This is a genomic window from Lentzea terrae (assembly GCF_003265345.1).
GTDB lineage: Bacteria > Actinomycetota > Actinomycetes > Mycobacteriales > Pseudonocardiaceae > Lentzea > Lentzea terrae.
On sequence record NZ_QFWW01000003.1, the window covers coordinates 116,592 to 132,859 of the forward strand.

The 16,268-nt window shown below is 69.2% G+C and carries 6 protein-coding genes; 3 read left to right on the forward strand and 3 right to left on the reverse strand.

Annotation, left to right across the window (positions count from 1 at the left end; translation table 11 throughout):
• Nucleotides 1-121: 121 nt before the first annotated feature.
• Entirely contained in the window at nt 122-2,851 is a 2,730-nt protein-coding gene (locus tag DI276_RS06225) for an AfsR/SARP family transcriptional regulator (RefSeq protein ID WP_112262325.1), read from the forward strand.
• Nucleotides 2,852-3,056: 205 nt separating this feature from the next.
• Here the strand turns inward: DI276_RS06225 and DI276_RS06230 are convergent, their stop codons facing one another.
• From DI276_RS06230 to eccCa, 3 genes are all read right to left on the reverse strand, one after another.
• The gene (locus DI276_RS06230; RefSeq protein ID WP_157984546.1) at nt 3,057-5,864 is read right to left on the reverse strand and encodes an AfsR/SARP family transcriptional regulator; all 2,808 of its coding nucleotides are present in this window, start codon (nt 5,862-5,864) and stop codon (nt 3,057-3,059) included.
• 38 nt (nt 5,865-5,902) lie between these two features.
• Nucleotides 5,903-8,596, reverse strand: coding sequence for an AfsR/SARP family transcriptional regulator (locus DI276_RS06235; protein WP_157984547.1), 2,694 nt, complete (start codon nt 8,594-8,596; stop codon nt 5,903-5,905).
• A 589-nt stretch (nt 8,597-9,185) separates the two neighbouring features.
• Nucleotides 9,186-13,214, reverse strand: coding sequence for a type VII secretion protein EccCa (gene eccCa, locus DI276_RS06240; RefSeq protein WP_112262328.1), 4,029 nt, complete (start codon nt 13,212-13,214; stop codon nt 9,186-9,188).
• A gap of 231 nt (nt 13,215-13,445) precedes the next feature.
• Between eccCa and eccD the strand changes: the two genes are divergently transcribed.
• Nucleotides 13,446-14,849, forward strand: coding sequence for a type VII secretion integral membrane protein EccD (gene eccD / locus DI276_RS06245; protein WP_112262329.1), 1,404 nt, complete (start codon nt 13,446-13,448; stop codon nt 14,847-14,849).
• Nucleotides 14,846-16,249: a type VII secretion-associated serine protease mycosin gene (gene mycP, locus DI276_RS06250; protein WP_112262330.1), complete on the forward strand. Its 1,404-nt coding sequence runs from the start codon at nt 14,846-14,848 to the stop codon at nt 16,247-16,249. The genes eccD and mycP overlap by 4 nt, the downstream gene beginning before the upstream one ends.
• The last annotated feature ends 19 nt before the right edge of the window (nt 16,250-16,268 follow it).

Sequence of the window (16,268 nt, forward strand, 5' to 3'; positions counted from 1 at the left end):
GTGGACGAGTGTGACATCCGTTCACAAGTCTGCCCAAGTCCTGGTAGATCCACATGTCGCTGTCGCCGGTTTCACGCCTGCGGGACGTCGCAGGTTGCCCGACCGGCCATAGAATTCGCGCGTGCAGGGGGCGGAATATCGCGTGCTGGGGCCGTTGGAGGTGTTCTTCAACGGCGCACCGGTGGCGGTGCCCACCGGCAAGGGCCGCGTGCTGCTCGCGACATTGTTGTTGCGCCCCAACCGGTTCGTCTCGGCTGACGAACTCGTCGAGCGCCTGTGGAACGGCTCACCTCCGTCCGTCGACCGGGCGGCCAAGACCTTGCAGATGACCGTCCTTCGCCTGCGACAGGCGCTCGGCCCGGCGAACTGCATCTCCACCAGCGCGAACGGCTATCTCGCCGGGGTCGAGAACCTCGATCTCCTGCGCTTCCGCTCACTGGCGCACACCGAGCCGCACGCGGCGCTGGCGCTGTGGCGCGGCGCGGTCCTCGGAAACGTCGTCTCGGAGGCGTTGCACCGCGAGGACGTACCAGGGCTCGTCGAGGAGCATCTCGTGGTGCTGGAGCGGCGGATCGAGCACGACCTCGACGCCGGCCGGACGACCGAGCTGGTACCGGAGCTGCGAGCGTTGACCACCGAGCACCCCCTGCGGGAACGGTTCTGGGCGCACCTCATGATCGCGCTCTACCGCTCGGACCAGCAGGCGGCGGCGCTGGGGGCGTACCAGCAGGTCAGTCGCCTGCTGGCCGACGAACTGGGCATCGATCCGGGCCTGCTGCTGCGCGACCTGCACCAGTCGATCCTGCGGTCCGAGCCGGTGCTCGGCACGCGACGCGACGCCGTGGTGCCGCGGCAGCTGCCGGCTGATCTCGCCCGCTTCACCGGACGCACCGACGACCTCGCCCGGCTCGACGCGCTGTTGCCGACGGGCACCGTCGGACAGGCGGTCGTGATCTCGGCGATCGCCGGCTCCGCCGGTGTCGGGAAGACGGCTCTCGCCGTGCACTGGGCACATCGAGTGCGGGATCGGTTCCCGGACGGGCAGCTGGCGGTGAACCTGCGCGGCTACGACCGCGAGGAGCCGCTGACCCCGCACGACGCGCTCGGCCAGCTGCTGCGCGGCCTCGGTCACTCGAAGCACGAGATTCCCGTCGAGACCGAGCAGCGAATCGGCGTGTACCGGTCGTTGCTCGCCGACCGGCGCGTCTTGGTGCTCCTCGACAACGCGCGCACGGCAGAACAGGTGCGACCGCTGCTGCCCGCGGGCGACCGGTCCGTCGTCGTGATCACGAGCCGGTCCGATCTGCGCGGCCTGGTCGCGTTGAACGACGCCAAGGTGCTGAAGCTCGGTGTGCTGCCGCTCGACCAAGCGGTGCAGCTGCTGGAGAACGTGATCGGCGTGGACCGCACACGGGCGGAACCCGAGGCCACCGCCGAACTCGCCAGGCTGTGCGCATGTCTCCCGTTGGCGTTGCGCATCGCCGCGTCTCTACTCGTGGGCGAGCCGCAGCTGCGAGTGCGCGAGTTGGTGAACCAGCTCAGCACCGAGGACCGGCTGGCGACGCTGGAGGTCGACGACGACCGGCAAGCGGCGGTCAGTGCCGCGTTCGATCTCTCCTACACCGCGCTCACGCCGGAACAGCAACGGATGTTCCGCGTGCTCGGGCTCGCGCCCCGCGCCGACTTCACGCCGATGTCCGCCGGTGCCCTGTTGGGAGTGCCGAGCAGCCAGGCGCTCAAGCTGTTGCGCGCACTGGCACGGGCTCATCTCGTCGAAGAGCAGGCACCTCAACGGTTTTCCCAGCACGACCTGCTCCGGCTGCACGCCCGCGAACGTGCGCTGACCGAGGAATCCGCTGAGCAGCGACGGGCCTGCGCCGTGCGACTGCTCGACCACTACCTGCACTCCATCGACAACGCCGGTCGCCTGACCAACGCGCATGGTGCCGACAAGCCGCTGACGAAGCGTGACCCAGTGGTCGAAGCGGTCGGTTTCAGCGACAAGGACACCGCACTGGCGTGGTGCCTGGCAGAGCACGACCTGCTCGTCGAGCTCTGCGAGTTCGCGTCCACCGAGAGGCACTTCGAACACGCGTGGAAGCTGCCGTACGCCATGCTGGCCTACCTGTCGCGCCACGCGACGACCGGCGAGTACCTCCGCATCTTCACCATCGCGCTCAACGCGGCCCGGCAGCTGCAGGATCGGCACGGCGAGTCCGTCGCGTTGCACCTCCTGGGTCTCACCAACAAGAACCTGCACCGCTACGAGGAAGCGGAGCGGGCTCTGCTGGAAGCGCTCCGCATCCGGCACGAGATCGGCTTCCAGCGCGGTGTCGCCGTCACCGAAGCGGAGCTGGCGAGCACCTACCTCTGGCAAGGCCGCCACGACGAGGCCCAGCTGCACTACCGCGAATCCGTCGAACAGTGGCGGCAGCTGGGCAACGACGTCGGCTGGTCCGTTTCGATGAACAGCCTCGCGTGGACCCTCGTTCGCGGAGGCGACTTCGCCGAGGCGGTCGTGGTCGCGAAGGAAGCGCTCGCCGTGCAGGAACGGCTGGAAGCGCCGAGACATTCGACCTATGACACGCTCGCCCAGGCATATGCCGGATTGGGCGATCTGAACGAAGCGGCGCGGACCTACCGCGACATCTTCGCCTCCGGGACCCTCGCCAACGCGGGCGTTCGGGAGAAGGCCGAGATCATGTGTCACGGTGCCGACGTCCTCAACCGTGTCGGAGACCGGCAGGCGGCGCTGGAGCACGCTCGCGAAGGTCTGGCGCTCGCGGAGCGCGGTGGTCAGGCCCTGGCCGAGCGGGCTCGGCGGCTGGTGCAGGAAATCGAGGCGGGCTAAGCGATTTCGGCGATGCGGGCTCGCCGTCGAGCAGCACCTCCAACGGCGTCAGGACGCGGTGCTCGGCTCGCGCAACATCCACCCAGGTCATGGGCAGTGCAGACGCGCTGTGACGGCAGTGTGAGCAAAGTGTGAGCGGCCTCGGGCAGAGTTCTCCTCAGCGGTGCTGGTGGCGCAAGACCTGGGGGGCCACCAGCACCGCTCATCAGTTTTCGGGGAGCGCGGCGAGCTTGGCCCGCACTTTGTCCGCAAACGGATGCTGGTGGTGCTCGTAGGTCGCGAGCGCCTCAATCCACCAACGGCGCGCTTCGCCGATGTCACCGACACCCTGATGCGCCTCGCCCAGCCATCTCTGGACATTGACGATATCGGCCCAACTTCCCGCTCGTTCGAACAGACCGATGGCGGAAGTGAGTGCCGTGACGGCCTTGCCGAACTCACCGAGTTTCACGAGGATGGCGCCCTTGGTCATGAAGTCGTGCCCCCGGTCATAAGCGTTCTCCCTGGCCGTCCCCAGCGCTTCAAGCGCAGCGCAGCGCTCAAGTGCTTTCTGGTAGTCGCCCACGGCCAACAGGCCTTCAACAACCTGATGCAGAGCCATACCGATCCGCGCGGCATTCGCACTGACGTCCCGGCGCTGCAACTCAAGGGCCGCCTCGGCGACCTCCAACGACTCGTGGGGCCGATCCAGCAGCACCAGCGTCCACGCGATGCCGCTCTGGCAGCGCACCTGCCCAGGCACGTCTCCCAGTTCTGCATACGCACGACTGGCGGCTTCGAACCTGGACTTGCTTTCCTCGAACCCGCCGAGCCGGCTGCAGACGACGGCTCCGAAGAACATCATCTTCGCGGCGTGCTGGTGTTCACCGATTCGGGCCGCGGCCAGCTCCGCGCTGCTGAGCACCCACAACCAGTCCCGCCACGGACCGAACCGATCGATCAGGTCGAAGGCGATCCACGCCAGTTGCCAGGTGTGGCGATCGAAGTTTTGCGCCTCGCTGTGCGCGATCACCGCTCGCAACACGTTCTGCTCGGCACGGAACCAGCCGTGGACCGCCGAGAGGTCCTCGAACACTTCCGGACAAGTGCCCGGCGTCATGAGCGGCTCGTTCGGAAGCGGCCGGTGACTCGCCTGATGGGTCGCGTGGATGGCGATCAAGGTGTGGAGATAGTGGTCGAACGTGCGCTCCATAGCGGCTGCGCGAGCTTCGGCGGTCTCCTCCGCTGCCACCCGATCGGCTGCGTACACGCGCAACAGGTCGTGGCACGCGAACCGGCCGGGCACGTGCTCGACCAGCAGGTTCGCCCTGACCAGCTCTCGCACGCATTCCCGCGCCTCATCCGCGGACACGCCCGCGAGACTCGTCGCAGCGGGCACCGTGATGTCCGGCCCAGGATGGACTCCGATGAGCCGGAACATCCGCGCCGCCGCAGCGCTGAGCTGCTGGTACGACCACTGGAACACCGCACGGACGCTGGTCGCCGCGTCACCCGTGTCCAGGGTGTCGAGCCGGGTGCGTTCATCGGCCAGCTCCGCGACCAACGCGGACAGCGGCAGCTTCGGAGACTGCGCCGCACGTGCCGCCACGATCGCGAGGGCGAGAGGCAAGCCGCCACACCACTTGATCAGCTCGTCGGCGACCCCGACGCGTTCGGCACCCAGACGGCTGACCAGCAAGGCGTAGGCCTCGGCAGGACTCAGCACGTCCAGCGCCAACTGCTGCATGCCCTCGTTGACGACCAGCCCGGTGAGCCGGTCGCGGCTGGTGATCAGCACCAGGCAGGCGGAAGGACCCGGCAGCAACGGGCGAACGTGCTCGGCGTCGCGGGCGTTGTCGAGCAGGACCAGCATCCGGCGGTCGGCGACAAGGCTGCGGTACAGCGCAGCCTGAGCCTCAAGATCAGGCGGGATTCGGTCGGGGGCAATGCCGAGGGCGCCGAGGAAGCGGCTCAGCGCGTCGCCTGGCGCCATCGGGTCGCGGTGCTGGTCGAAGCCGCGCAGGTTCACGTACAGCTGGCCGTCCGGAAAACGATCGGCAACCCCGCGCGCCCAGTGCACGGCCAAGGTCGTCTTCCCGACACCAGCCGTGCCGGTGATGGCCGCGATCACCAGGTCTTCACCGCGCACCAGGTCGCTGAGGCCACCCAACTCGGAGGCCCGGCCGACGAACCGCGGCACGGCAGTCGGGAGTTGGCGAGGGATGGGCCCGCGCACACGCACCGAGCCGGACAACACCTGTTGGTGCACAGCCCGCAGTTCCGAGCCGGGATCGACGCCGAGCTCGTCAGCCAGCAGCGCGCGCACATCCTGGTACGCCGCCAGCGCCTGCGCCTGTTGCCCGGACTGCGCCAACGCCAGCATCAGCTGGCCCCAGAACACTTCCCGGAACGGGTGTGCGACAACGAGTCCGCGCAGCTCGGCGACCAGGTCGGCGGCTCGGCCGGCGTCCAGGTCGGCGCCGATCCGTCGTTCCAGCGCCAGCAACCACTCCTCGGTCACCGGAGCGACGTCGTGCTGGTGCAGTGGGTCGGACTGCACGTCGGAGAGCATCGGACCGCGCCACAAGCCCACCGCGGCAGCGAAATCGCCGCTCGAAACCAACGCGCGGAACCGCGTCAGGTCGAGAGCGGAAGGATTCAGCTCGGCTCGGTAGCCGCCGCGTGACGTCTGCACGCAGTTCGCCGGACCCAACGCCCGGCGCAACCTGGTCACGATCATCTGCATCGTCTTGCGCGCCCGGTCCGGCGTCGGCGGATCCCCGTCCCACAGCCGCTCCACCAGCTCACGGGTCGGCACGAACCGGTTGGGGCGCAACAGCAAAGTCGCCAGCAGCACGCGGCAGCGCCCGGCCGGCACCGGCACGGCGACGCCGTCGACGAGGACCTCCAGCGGTCCGAGGACCCGGTACTCGACGGACAAGGTTCCTCCTCCCGAGCGACATGTGACCGAAGTGTGAGCGCCGCACAAGACCATATGACTGGCCGGCCCCACCGCAGTTACCTCCCTCTTCACTGCGGCGGGGCCGGCCGCTCAACCAAGCTCAGCCAAGCTCAACCAAGCCGGGACAGCAGCTCGCGCACCTCGTCCGCCTTCGCGAAGCCGAGGTCGTCGTAGACGTCGAGCGCCGCGAGGTAGTGGCCGCGGGCCGCGTCGAGCTCGCCCAGCTCCCGTTTCAGGTCGGCCAGCCGCACCAGCGTGTCGGCCTGGTAGTGCCGGTACGACAGCGCGGCCTGGAGTTCCGCGGACCTGAGGTAGTTCGCCTCCGCGTCGGCGTACCGGCCCAGCGCGCGGTAGATGCTGCCGAGCGTGTCGCGGTTCGAGGCCACCGCTGTGTCGCGCTCGTCCGGCACCAGCTCCAGGAACAGGTCGCGGGCGCGCACGGCCCAGATCACCGCCTCCTCGTGGTCGCCGAGCTCGTTGTGCACGAACCCGAGCGACGCCGCGACACTGGCGATCTCGATCTGGTCGCCGCTCGCCGACGCCACCTCCAACGCACGCGACAGCGGTGCCAGAGCGTCTGCGTACTTGCCCTGACGGCCCAGCAGGTACGCGAGGCCACGCAGGTCGTTGGAGAGTCCGATCTGGTCGCCCAGCTGGGAGTCCAGGGCGACGGCCGCTCGCAGCTGGTCCGCTGCCTCGTCGAACTCCCGCTCCGGCACCAGGAACGACACCAGGCCGCGCCGGGCCCGGCACTGTCCCACCAGGTCACCGGACCGCTCAGAGGCCGCGATGGCCAGGCGTTGCAGGCGTTCGCCTTCCCGCCATCGGCCGGTCGCGAGCAGGAAGTGGCGGATCGCCCACACCGTGCGCCACACGTGCCCGTCCAGACCCGCCTCACCCGCCGCGGTCACGGCCGGACCGAACACCGCGCGTTCGGCGGCGAACCAGCCGTCGGCGTCCGTGGTCGTGAGAAACGTGAGCACGACCGCGCCCGGTGCCGCAGGTGGAGTCGTGATGGGCTGGCGCAAGGGGTCCGACTTGGCGACGGCGGCCAGCGCCGAGTGCATGAAGTGGTCGAAGAACCGGTGACGGGCCTCCGAACGTTCCGCCGGGGACAGCCGGTGAGCCGCCTCCTCCGTCGCGTACGACCGCATCAGGTCGTGCAGCCGGTAGCGGTCGTTCTGGCACGTGATCAGGCTGTAGCGGACCAACTCGTCCAACGCGTCGGCCGACCGCGAACCCAGCAGGCTCGTCGCGGCCGCCTCGGTCACGTCGGGGCCGGGGTGCAGGCCGAGCAGCACGAACAGCCGGGCAGCCGTCGGGCTCAGGCACCCGAACGTCCACGAGAACACCGCGCGCACGCTGGTCAACGGATCGTCGGTGTCCAACGCGTCCAACGCGGCGTGTTCGAGCTCCTCCACGAGCATGCCCAGCGGGTGCTGGTCGAGCGTCGCCCGTGCCGCCACCACCGCTAGCGCCAACGGCAGTCCCGCGCACAGCTCGACCAGCCGCGTGGCCGCCTCCGGTTCCGCCGCGACCCGTTCCGCGCCGACCCTCCCGCCGAACAGCACCATCGACTCGCCGGGATCGAGCACGTCCAACGGGAACGCGCTGGCAGAAGCCAGGCTGCGCAGGCAGTTGCGGCTGGTGATCACCGCGAGGCTGCGCGACCCGCCCGGCAGCAACGGCCGCACCTGCGCCAGGTCGCGGACGTTGTCGAGCAGCACCAGCACGCGCCGCCGCGACAGCAGCTCGCGGTAGCTGTCCAGCATCGCCTCGGTGCCGACCGGGATCTCGTCCGCCGGCATGCCGAGCGCCAGCAGGAAGTCGCGCGCCGCGCTGTTCGGGTTCACCGGCGCACCGGTCGGGTCGAAGCCGCGCAGGTCGGCGTGGAGCTGTCCGTCCGGGAACCGGCCGGCGACCCGGTGCGACCACTGCACCGCGAGCGACGTCTTGCCGATGCCGCCGCTGCCGCTGATCACCGCGATCAGCTGACCGGACGCCAGCACGGCGTCGAGTCTGTCCAGTTCGGACTCACGGCCGACGAAGTGCGGCAAGGCGGTCGGCAGCTGCCGCGGCACGTGCTGCGGCACCGGACTCGGCACGTCCCCGGCCAGCACCTGCCGCTGGGCGTCCCGCAGGTGCGGACCCGGTGCGACACCGAGCTGTTCGTCCAGCAGCACGGTGGCCTCACGGTGCGCGGCGAGCGCGTCCGCCTGCTGACCACCGCGGTGCAACGCGAGGATCAGCTGCGCCCAGAACTTCTCGCGCAACGGGTACTGCGCCGTGAGCACCCGCAGCTCCGGCACCAGCTCCACCGCGACGCCCCGTGCGAGGTCGTCGTCGATCCGGTGCTCCAGCGCAACCAGCCGTTCCTCGGCCAGTGCGGGCACGGCGTCGCGGTGCAACGACTCCGACGAGACGTTCGCGAGCACCGGCCCGCGCCACAACGCCGTCGCCTCCGCGTGTGCACCGCTGTGCAAGTGCGCCCGAAAACGCAGCAGGTCCAGTTGTTCCGGCTCGACCACGGCCGCGTAGCCACCCGCGCCGGTGCGCACGCAGCTCGCCGGCCCGAGCGCCTGCCGCAGCCGGGTCACGACCATGTGCACCGTCTTGCCCGCGCGGTCCCTGCTCGGCGGCGTGCCGTCCCACAGCCGTTCGACGATCTCATCGGTCGACACGAACTCGTTGGCGCGCAACAGGAGCGTGGCCAGCAGCACGCGACACCGACCGGCCGGCACCGCGACCGGGACACCGTCGAGCAGGACCTCCAGCGGTCCCAGCACGCGGTACTCGACTCGCACGTCGTCCCTCCCCCAGGTGAGAACGAACGTCGAGTCTATGGGCGTGGAGCCGGTGTGACCGAAGTGTGAGCGCAACAGTGCACAGTGGTGTTCAGCCGGACGACGAGAGTGACAACGAGGTTTTGGGGGGTGTCACGATCGTCGGCCTCCGACCGGGTCGGCCCTCCCCAGTGGGTCGTCCTGAAGACGAGATCCGGTCATGGGGGAACCGGACAGTCCCCTGCTGTTCGGTGTGGGCCCGCGGCTTCGGCTGCGGGCCCTTTTACTTTGTCCGCAAGATGCCCTGACGTCCGACGACAGCAGATGTCATCGAGGCGTGAGCAGCGCGAGAGAGGCGTCCGGCAAAGTCTTCCTCAACCGGTTCGACGGAGGCGGGCAAGACCTGGGGGAACCTCCGAAGAATCCCGGCCGGTGCGGTCTACTCCCTCTTGACCGCACCGGATCCGGGACCGGCAATGGGGGGAAGCAGGTAGAACCCCTGCTACCTGAGTGGGCCCGCGGCTTCGGCTGCGGGCCCTTTCACGTTGCGCGCAAACGGACGCGGGGCCCCTTCGAGTCGACGAAAGGGCCCCGCGTCCGGTGTTCGTGCTTAGTCCGGTGCGATCCAGGCGAACTGGATGCGCTGCTGACCGTGCTTGCGGGTCACCATCGTGCCCCGGCCAGGAGGCTGCGGCGACGGCTTGAGGTTGCCGACGATGTTGCCCTCCTCCTTCGAACCGGAACCCACGAAGATCGGCGCCGAGATCTCCTTCAGCTTGCCCATCACCGGGTCGTACATCGCGCGGGACGCACCACCCATGCGCCGGACCAGGATGATGTGCAGACCGACGTCCTTCGCCTGCGGGATGAACTCGGCGAGCGGCTGCAGCGGGTTCGTGCCACCTTGCGGCGCCACCAGGTCGTAGTCGTCGACCACGATGAACACCTCGGGACCCGTCCACCAGGACCGGTTCTTGAGCTGCTCCTGCGTGACGTCCGGGCCGGGCATGCGCTTGGTGAGCGAGCCCTTGATCTCCTGGACGTTCTGCGCGAGCTGGGTGCCCGACACCGCGTAGCTGAGCAGGTGGTCGGTGTCGATGAACCCGAGCATCGTGCGGCGGAAGTCCGCGAGCAGGATCAACGCCTCGGCCGAGGTGTAGCTCGTCATGATGCCGCGGACGATCGTGCGCAGGATGTTCGTCTTGCCCGCCTCGCCGTCGGCCAGCGCGAAGAAGTGCGGGTCCGCGTCGAAGTCCATGTAGACCGGCGCGAGCTCGTCCTCGTTGACGCCGACCGGGACCAGGTGGCCGCGGTTCGGGTTGACCTGCTGGACCTGTGCCATGAACTGCCCGTAGTCGAGCAGGTCGGGCAGCATGCGGACCTGCGGGGCCTGCGGGCCCTGCCACGCCTGGTTGAGCTTGACGCCGAGGTCCTGGACACCCGCCGAGACCGTGGTCGGGTCCTGCGAGGTGTCGATGCGCGGCAGGCCGACGAGGAAGTGCAGCTTCCGTCCGGTGGCGCCGTCGATCGTGATACCGCGGCCGGGCCGGCCGGGCGGCACGTTGACCGCGACCTTGCGGTCGACCTCCGACTCGCTGGGGTCACCGAGCCGCAGCTCGAACCGCGTGCCGAGGAGGTCCTTCATCGCGGGGCGGATCTCCGCCCACCGGTTGGCGGCGATGATCACGTGCACGCCGTAGGACAGGCCCTGCGCGGCCAGCGCCTGGACCTGCGGCTCGATCGTCTCGAACTCCTGGCGGAAGTTCATCCAGCCGTCCACGATCAGGAACGCGTCACCGAAGGCGTCGTCCTTGATCTCACCGCGGCGCTTGCGGTTGCGGAACTCCGTCATCGAGTCGATGCGCTGGTCGCGCCACCGCAGTTCGCGCTCGGTGATCAGGGTCTGCAGCTCGGCCACCATGCGGCGGACCTTGTCGACGTCGAGACGACCGGCGAAGCCACCGACGTGCGGCAGGTCCTCCATCGCGGCGAGCGTGCCACCACCGAGGTCGATGCAGTAGAACTGCGCCTCCTGCGGCGTGTGCGTCAACGCCATCGACGCGATCATCGTCCTGAGCAGCATCGACTTGCCCGACTGCGGACCACCGACGACCGCGCCGTGACCGGCGGCACCGGAGTAGTCCGCCCACAGCAGGTCGCGGCGCTGCTCGAACGGCTTGTCGACGATGCCGACCGGGATCTGCAGCGTGCTGTTCGCCGGGTAACCGGGCGACGTGAGACCGCGGTCCTGCGTCACGTCGAGCGGCGGCAGCATCGTGTCCATCGTCGGCGGCTCGTTGAGCGGCGGCAGCCACACCTCGTGCGCGGGCGGGCCCTGGCCGACGAGACGGTCGACGATGAGCTCGAGCTGGGTCGGCTCGTTCGCGTCGTCCTTGGCCGGTGCCTCGACCTTGACCGGTTCGATCGGCCGCTCCGGCTCTTTCGGGATCTCGATGAAGTCCGGCACGAAGAACCGCGGGCGCTTGTCGCTGCGGACCGCCACCGACTCGCCGACCGACTGCAAGCCGGACGGACGGTAGGTGCCGGACACGTAGAGCGCCTTGAACCTGGTCAGCGGCATGCCCTGCACGCTCAGGTAACCCGAGCCCGGGATCGGCGGCAGCTCGTAGGCGTCGGGCACACCGATCGCCGCGCGGGACTCCGCCGCGTTGAACGTCTTCAGACCGATCCGGTACGAGAGGAACGTGTCCAGACCGCGCAGCTTGCCCTCCTCGAGTCGCTGCGACGCGAGGAGCATGTGCATCTGCAGCGACCGGCCGACACGACCGATCTGGAGGAAGATGTCGATGAAGTCCGGCTTCGCGGTCAGCATCTCGGAGAACTCGTCGATGCAGATGAAGAGCGCGGGCAGCGGGTCGAGCTGGGCGCCGTTCTCGCGGGCCTTCTCGTAGTCCCAGACGTTCTTGTAGTTGCCCTTCGCCAGCACTTCCTGCCGGCGGGCCACCTCACCCTCGATGGCGTCCTTCATCCGGTCGACCAGGCTGAGGTCGCCGGCGAGGTTGGTGATCGTCGCGGCGACGTGCGGTGCCTTGTCCAGACCGAGGAACGTCGCACCGCCCTTGAAGTCGACGAGGATCATGTTGAGCGCCGTCGACGAGTGCGAGGCCAGCAGACCCAGCACCAGGGTGCGGAGGAACTCCGACTTACCGGAACCGGTCGCACCGATGCACAGGCCGTGCGGGCCCATGCCGTCCTCCGCGGCCTCCTTGATGTCGAGCTCGACCTGCTGGCCGTGCTCGCCGATGCCGAACGGGATGCGGTAGCGGTCGCGCTTGGGCCGGGGCCGCCACGCCTGCTGCACGTCGAACGTGATCGGGTCGCCGGGGATGCCCATGAACTCGAGCAGCGGCGGGTTGTTGGACATCGCCAACGGGTCCTCGCCGGAGTCGCCACCGGCCTCACCGGCTGCGCCCATGCGGTACGGCGAGAGCCTGCGGGCCAGTGCCTCCGCCTCCACGACGGACAGCCGGTCCGGCGCGCCGAACCACTCGACACCGCTCGCGGACCGGGCACCGAGCTGGTTGTTCTCGACGACCAGGCGCAGACCGCGGCGGGCCGTCAGGTTGCCGAGGCACTCGGAGAGGTCGAGCAGCGTGACGCCGACCAGACCCTCCTCGAGGATGATCATCTCTTCGCGGCTGATGTCGCCGTCGTCGATGACGATCACGATGTGCGGCTGGTCCGGCGGCGGCGGGGCGTTGCGGGTGAACCGCTGCCGGTCGCGCAGGTTCTCGTCCAGCATCGCCTCGATCTCGCCGAGCGAGTTCGCCATCATGCGGCGCTGGCCGATGCCGTCGATGTCGGTGGGGTGCTGCGCGTGCGGCAGCCACTTCGCCCACTCCCACAACTGCTTCGTGCGGCCCGCGCTGACGACCGCGATCAACAGGTCGTCGGGGGCGTGGAAGGTGACCAGCTGGGCGATGAGGGCACGCGCGAGGTCGCGGCGGTCCTCCATCTCACCGAGCAGGCCGACCGCGGCGAAACCGCGCAGTGCGATGGAGATCGGCAGGTCGGGCACGAGCGAGTGGGCGCGCACGAACCGGCGCAGTGCCAGCGTCGCGATCGGCTCGAGCTCCTCGACGGGACCGGTCTGCGGCGGCACCAGGCGGGTGGCGAGGCGCTGCGAGCCGCGGCCGGCGCGCAGGTGGCAGAAGTCGGGGTCGTTCTGGCGGCGTTCCCACATGCGCCGGGTGGTGGCGAGGGACCACAGCATCTGCGGGTCCGGGTGCACCCACTCGCGTTCGGCGCGCTGTTCGTCGGCCGCCTCGCGGGCGCGGTCGCGCATCTGGCCGAGGTACCGCAGGTAGTCCTTGCGGTCCTCGTTCATCTCGGCTTTCTTCTGCCCCTTGCCGGAGCCCATGCCGCTCGCCATCATGCCGATGGTCGAGATCATCATCATGCCGGGCATGATCATCGCCGCCGGCTGCCGCGGGGCGAAGTAGAACATCATGCCCATCATGCCCACGGACGCGAAGATCATGACGACGGGCATCGCCTTCATCATGATGTTGCCGGGGATGATCCGGGGGACCTCGGGTGGCGGCTCGAGGTGGACCTCGCCGCCGGGAGGCCGGGGAGCAGCAAGGCGTGCCGTTCGCTTGAACTGCAGCGTGCTCAACTGACAGGCACCTCTTCGACTCTCGTTACGCCACCAGTAGCAACCGACACTATTGCGCATCCGCGCGCGCCACGAAGGTGGGTCGGAAAAAAACCCAGTCGAACGTGTTCTGCGAACCACACGTGCAAAGGCAGCCGGTGCGGCCATACTAGGGCCGCCCGACGAGCGTCCGAGTGGACCAATAGGGTCGGGCCAAGATTTGTAAGTGCTGATCTGACTTAGGGGGCCCTGGTGGCGACCGGTACGACGGTGTTCAGCCGTGTCACGGTGGTGGCACCTCGAACGCGTATCGACGTCGCGCTGCCTGCCGACGTGGCGGTGGCCGATCTCCTGCCGATGCTGTTGGACATGGCGAGAGAGGCCACTCCGGACGGTGGCGTCCGTCACGGCGGCTGGTGCCTCGCGAAGCTCGGCGACAGCCCGCTCGACCCGGCGCGCACGCTCGCATCGCTCGGCGTCGTCGACGGCGAGCTGCTGCAGTTGCGACGCCGCAACGAGAACCCGCCGCCGCCGCTGTACGACGACGTCGTCGACGCGATCGCGGAGTCCGATCCGGACTCGTTCCGGCCGTGGACCAAGGAGACGGCGCAGAAGTTCGGTCACCTCGCGGGCGCGCTCGCGTTGATCGCAGCCGCGGTGGCTCTGTTCCTGTCCGGCCCGGTCACGGTCGCCGGTCAGGGCAGCGGGCTCGCCGCCGCCATCGCCGCGGGTGTCACCGCCATCGCCGCACTGGCCACCGGCGCGACCATCGCGCGGGCGTACAAGGCCGCGTCGACCGGTGTGCTGATCGCCGCGTGCGGTTCGCTGCCGATGGCGTTCGTGGCCGGCTTCCACGCCGTGCCCGGTGTCGGCTTCAACCCGAAGATGCTGCTCGCCTCGGCGCTGCTGATGATCTTCGCGTGGGGCGGCATCCTGCTGATCGGCCAGGGCATCACGGTGTTCATCGCGGCGGCGACCGGCGGCACGCTCGTGGCGCTCGCGTTCCTCGTCGCGACGTTCGTCGACCACCCGCTCGCCGGGGTGGCCGCCGCGACCGGCGCCGTGGCACTCGCCGCGCTGTCGATGCTGCCGAGGCTGACGCTGCAGCTGGCCAAGATCCCGCCGCCCGTCGTGCCGACGAACGCCGAGGACCTCAAGGAGGACACCGGCTTCCCGGAGTTCGCGGTCATCGAGCGCCGCACCGCCGTCGCGCACGAGTACCTGACCGGCATGATCATCGGCACCGGCGTGGTGGCCGCACTGGCCGCGATCGTCGCCGCGTCCGCCGACACGGTCTGGGGCCCGATCTACGGCATCATCGTCGCGATCGTGCTGATGATGCGCGGCCGTGCGTACGCGAACGGTGCGCAGGCCGTGGCGCTGCTGTCCACCGGCATGGTCGCCAGCGCGGGCATCCTGCTCGGCTGGCTGGTCGACGCCGACGAGCTCAACCGCATCGTCTTCGTGTTCGGCACGCTGCTGATCATCGGCGCGGCCGCGCTGGTGCTCGGTGTCATCTTCCCCGGCCAGAAGTTCTCGCCGCCGTTGCGCCGCACCGTCGACATCGTCGAGGCGGTCCTGATCGCCGCGGTGGTGCCGGTGGCGCTCGCGGTGATGGACATGTACGCCGTGTTCCGAGGCCTGATCAACGCATGAGGACCGGCTTGAGGCGCACCACGGCGGCAGCGACCGCCGGACTGCTGCTGCTGACGGGGGCGTTGCCGCACGCCTCCGCTCAGCCGTCCTCCACCCCGGCTGCGGCGAAACCGAACTCCGTTCCGCCGGACCTGCCGCCGAACGCCGAGGTGCCCAGGGACACCGGGGAGCCGGACGTCCCGTACGTCCGCACCACCAAGGGTTGCGTCGAGTCCGACACCAAGAACGAGCTGATCGAGCACATGCCCTGGGGCCAGGTCCAGCTGAACCTGGAGCAGGCGCACCGGTTCTCGAAGGGCAAGGGCGTCAAGATCGCGGTCATCGACACCGGCGTCGACCCGCGAAACCCCCGCTTCGGCAACCGCGTGATCCCGAGCGGTGAGTACGTCGACAAATCCGGCGGCAAGAACGGCAACGACGACTGCGACGGCCACGGCACCGAGGTCGCGGGCGTCGCCGCGGCGGCGAAGACCGAGGGCGACTTCGTCGGCGCCGCACCGGAGGCGACGATCCTCGCGATCCGCCAGACCAGTGACCGGTACGAGTACAAGCCCGACAACCGCACGTCCGCCGGCAAGGTGAGCACCCTGGCCATGGCCATCGTCCGCGCGGCGAACCTGGACGCCAAGGTCATCAACATCTCGCTGACGAACTGCGGCACTCCCAAGGGTTTCAGCTCGGACGACCAGAAGCTGCAGGCCGCGATCAGGTACGCGGTGGACGTCAAGAACGCCGTGATCGTCACGGCGGCCGGCAACCTCAGCGACCAGGGCACCGGTTGTCCCAAGCAGAACGACAACCTGGACCCGAACAACGTGAACTCCATCTCGTCGCCGGCGTGGTTCGCCAACGACGTGCTGTCGGTGGCGTCGATCGCCCGCTCGGGCGCGGTCTCGTCGTTCAGCGTCTGGGGTCCGTGGGTCAGCATCGCCGCTCCGGGTGAGGAGATCATCTCCGTCGACCCCAAGGGCACCGGCCTGACGAACGCGAACGTCACCGCGCAGGGCACCACCGACATCAAGGGCACGAGCTTCGCCTCGCCCTACGTCGCGGGCATCACCGCGCTCGTGCGCGAGCGGTTCCCGGATCTCAACGCGCGCCAGGTGATGAACCGGCTCAAGGCCACCGCCCTGCACCCCGGCAACGTGTCCGGAAAGGACAACAAGGTCGGCTTCGGCATGATCAACCCGGTGGCCGCGCTGACCGCGGTCCTGCCGGCGGAGGCGAAGGGTTTCCAGGCGCCGCAGCCGAAGCAGATGGACACGTCGGTCACACCGCCGCCCGGCATCGACTGGCCGCCGATCATCGTGGCGCTGTCGGGCATCGGGCTCGGTGGCGCGCTGCTGATGCTGACGCTGTTCGTGCGCAACTCGTTGAACCGCAAGCGCAGACAAGCCTGAGCACGAACTGAACGGCCCC

Excerpts from the sequence above, each read along its gene's own strand:
- mycP (WP_112262330.1), top strand. The coding sequence starts at position 14,846 with ATGAGGACCGGCTTGAGGCGCACCACGGCGGCAGCGACCGCCGGACTG.